Source organism: Ferruginibacter sp. (assembly GCF_031430955.1).
Lineage (GTDB): Bacteria > Bacteroidota > Bacteroidia > Chitinophagales > Chitinophagaceae > Ferruginibacter.
Genome location: NZ_JANPCM010000075.1, coordinates 1 through 3,722 on the forward strand (window position 1 = coordinate 1; position 3,722 = coordinate 3,722).

General features: G+C 38.6%; 3 protein-coding genes. All 3 read left to right on the forward strand.

Translation table 11 applies throughout. The annotated features are described in order from the left end of the window. On the forward strand, positions 1 to 525 hold a 525-nt coding region (locus ACY65O_RS02105; protein ID WP_462219198.1), incomplete at its 5' end, for an NAD(P)H-hydrate dehydratase. Positions 526 to 626: 101 nt separating this feature from the next. Beyond that, positions 627 to 3,053 (forward strand): sodium-translocating pyrophosphatase, encoded by a 2,427-nt coding sequence (locus ACY65O_RS02110; protein ID WP_462219199.1) that lies wholly within the window; start codon positions 627 to 629, stop codon positions 3,051 to 3,053. Between the two features lie 311 nt (positions 3,054 to 3,364). Continuing rightward, positions 3,365 to 3,722, forward strand: a 358-nt coding sequence (locus tag ACY65O_RS02115) for a BlaI/MecI/CopY family transcriptional regulator (protein ID WP_462219200.1), incomplete at its 3' end; no start/stop codon positions are given.

The following is a 3,722-nucleotide window of genomic DNA, read 5'->3' on the forward strand; positions in this document are numbered from 1 at the left end:
CATGCAATTTTATTAAAAGAAATTTTTCAGCAAATAAATAAACCCATTTTATTAGATGCTGATGCATTAAATATTATTGGTGATAATGCAGCATTGCTTTCTTTAATTCCTGCAAACTCCATTCTTACTCCACATCCAAAAGAGTTTGAAAGGCTTTTTGGTGCAACTAAAAATGATTTTGACAGAATAAAGCTTGCATCAGAAAAATCCAAAGAACTCCATCTTTATATTGTTTTAAAAGGCCATCATACATTTATAGCTACGCCAGAAGGCAAAGGGTATTTTAATAATACCGGCAATGCAGGCATGGCAACCGCAGGCAGTGGCGATGTGCTCAGCGGAATAATCACCGGCTTACTTGCACAACGGTACACTCCTTTACAAGCTTGTTTAATGGGAGTTTATCTTCATGGTTTGGCAGGCGATTTTGCAGCGGCCAAACTTTCTCCCGAAGCAATGATAGCAGGCGATATCGTTAAATATACAGGCGAAGGGTTTAAGATTTTATCCTCATCCGTTAATTAAAATGATATTAACCCTCCTTATCCCTCAAATAGCCAATGCTTTCTGCCTGTTTTTAAACCATTTCCCCTATTTTTGCCGTCCAAAATTCAGAACAACTTATTATGGATAATTTGATTTACGCCGTTCCGGCAATGGGTATTGTAGGCTTGCTCTACACACTAATAAAATTTAACTGGGTTAGCAAACAGGATGCCGGTAACGACCGCATGAAAGAAATCAGCACCTACATTGCTGAAGGTGCAATGGCTTTTTTAAAAGCTGAGTACAAAATTCTAACCTACTTTGTAATTATTGGCGCCCTATTGTTAGGCGTTATGGGTTACAGCAATGCCAACAGCCATTGGAGTATTGCAGTCGCATTTATACTCGGTGCCTTCTTTAGTGCATTGGCCGGATTTATTGGAATGAAAGTGGCCACTAAAGCAAACGTTCGTACGGCACAGGCTGCCCGTACAAGTTTAAGCAAAGCTTTAAAAGTTTCTTTTACCGGTGGTAGCGTAATGGGTTTAGGCGTTGCAGGTTTAGCTGTATTAGGCTTAGGTGGTTTATTTATAATTTTAAAAATGGTTTTTGCTCCCGGTGCTGCGGTTGACAGTGTGGAAATGGAGCGTACCATAGAAATATTAACAGGCTTTAGTTTAGGTGCCGAGTCAATTGCATTGTTTGCAAGAGTGGGTGGCGGTATTTATACAAAAGCTGCGGATGTGGGTGCTGATTTAGTGGGTAAAGTAGAAGCTGGTATTCCTGAAGATGATCCACGTAACCCTGCAACTATTGCAGATAATGTGGGTGATAATGTGGGTGACGTTGCAGGTATGGGTGCCGATCTTTTTGGAAGTTATGTGGCTACTGTTTTAGCAACTATGGTTTTGGGCAGAGAAACAAATGCAATGACAGATCATTTTGGTGGCATGTCGCCAATATTATTACCCATGCTTATTGCTGCAATGGGAATTGTATTTTCTATCATCGCAACTTTTTTTGTTAAGATAAGTGAAAGCGCAGGTTTAAGTACACAAAAAGTTCAGAACGCATTAAACATGGGTAACTGGGGTTCTATCGTTTTAACCGCAATTGCTTCTTACTTCTTAGTAAATTATTTAATGCCCGATACCATGACACTTCGTGGTCATGAGTTTACCAAGAATGGTATTTTCGGTGCAATAATGGTGGGTCTTGCAGTGGGTACTTTAATGAGTATGATCACTGAATATTATACTGCAATGGGCAAGCGTCCGGTAAAAAGTATTATTCGTCAATCTGCAACAGGTCATGCAACAAATATAATTGGCGGTTTGGCAATGGGTATGGAAAGTACTTTTCTTCCAATATTAGTTTTAGCAAGTGGTATTTACATGAGTTTTTATTGTGCTGGTTTATACGGTGTGGCTATTGCTGCTGCCGGTATGATGGCAACTACAGCTATGCAATTGGCTATTGATGCATTCGGCCCTATTGCAGATAATGCAGGCGGTATTGCAGAGATGAGTGAGTTACCAAAAGATGTTCGTGAAAAAACAGATATACTTGATGCGGTGGGTAATACAACTGCGGCTACGGGTAAAGGTTTTGCTATTGCTTCTGCTGCTTTAACAGCATTGGCTTTGTTTGCAGCTTTTGTGGGTATTTCAGGTATTGAAGGTATTGATATTTATAAAGCTCCTGTATTAGCGGGCTTATTTGTGGGTGGAATGATTCCATTTATATTTTCTTCTCTGGCCATTCGTGCAGTAGGTGAAGCGGCTATGGCAATGGTGGAAGAAGTACGCAGGCAGTTCCGCACTATCCCTGGTATTATGGAAGGAACCGGCAAACCGGAGTACGATAAATGTGTGGCCATTTCTACCGAAGCATCTTTAAAAAAGATGATGTTGCCGGGTGCTATCGCTTTATTATCTCCATTAATTATTGGATTTTCTTTTGGCCCCGAGGTGTTAGGTGGATTTTTAGCAGGCGCTACCGTTAGTGGTGTATTAATGGGAATGTTTATGAACAATGCCGGTGGTGCCTGGGATAATGCAAAAAAATCTTTTGAAAAAGGTGTTGAAATAAACGGCGAAATGTTTTATAAAAAATCAGAGCCGCACAAAGCATCTGTAACTGGAGATACCGTTGGTGATCCATTTAAAGATACTTCCGGCCCGTCAATGAACATCTTAATTAAATTGATGAGTATTGTTTCTTTAGTAATTGCTCCTACCCTTGCAACCATTTATGGTAAAGCTGAGTCTAAAACAATTAAGCATGAAGTAATCAAAGAAATGAAGATTACACAGGAAGATGGCCCGGGCAAAATGAATGTAACAGTAATGGCTGATAAAGATGAAATAAATGCCAAAACAAATAGTTTGATTGATGCATTAGCCGCAGATAATTTATTAAAAAAAGATAATTACTCTTTAGCCATAAAAAAAGGAATGATTTCTGTGGATGGCAATGAGTTGAAAGAAGACGCAGCAGCTAAATACAAAACATTAGTTGATGCATTAGGTGGTGCCAATATTGAATTAAAGAATACACAGAAATAACTTTAAAAAATTAAAAGTTTCTAATATCTTAACAGGATATTCAAAAAGTCTAATCAGAACCATTATAACCAAGAAGTCAGGATGTTTCTACATCAGGGCTTTTTTTATTTCCCCGCAGATTTCGCTAATTCCGCAGAATTTATTTTGCCTACATTTTTACACCTCCCTATAACTGGTGATTGCAAAACCTTTTTTCTGCGAAATCAGCGGGAATATCTTGCTCAAAAGTTAATTGTTAATAAAAATTACATGAACGGATTTGCTATTTACGAGTAAAATCGTATTTTGCTTACGAAAACAATCGTAATAAAATGACATTAACTAAAATTCTTAAGCCTACCGAAAGCGAACTGGAGATACTGCAAGTGCTTTGGAACGAAAAAAATGCAACCGTACGTGTGGTGCATGAAGAGTTATCAAAGACAAAAGACAGCGGCTACACCACTACTTTAAAATTGATGCAGATCATGTTTGAAAAAGGTTTGGTTACCCGTAACGACAGCAGCAAAACACATATTTATCAACCTGCTGTAACCAGGGAAAAAACGCAAAAGCAATTTTTAAATAAAATGATTGATACTTTATTTGCAGGTTCGTCTGCTAATTTAGTATTGCAGGCATTAGGCGGCCACAATGCAAGCGAAGAAGAACTGGAGAAAATTCAGGAGC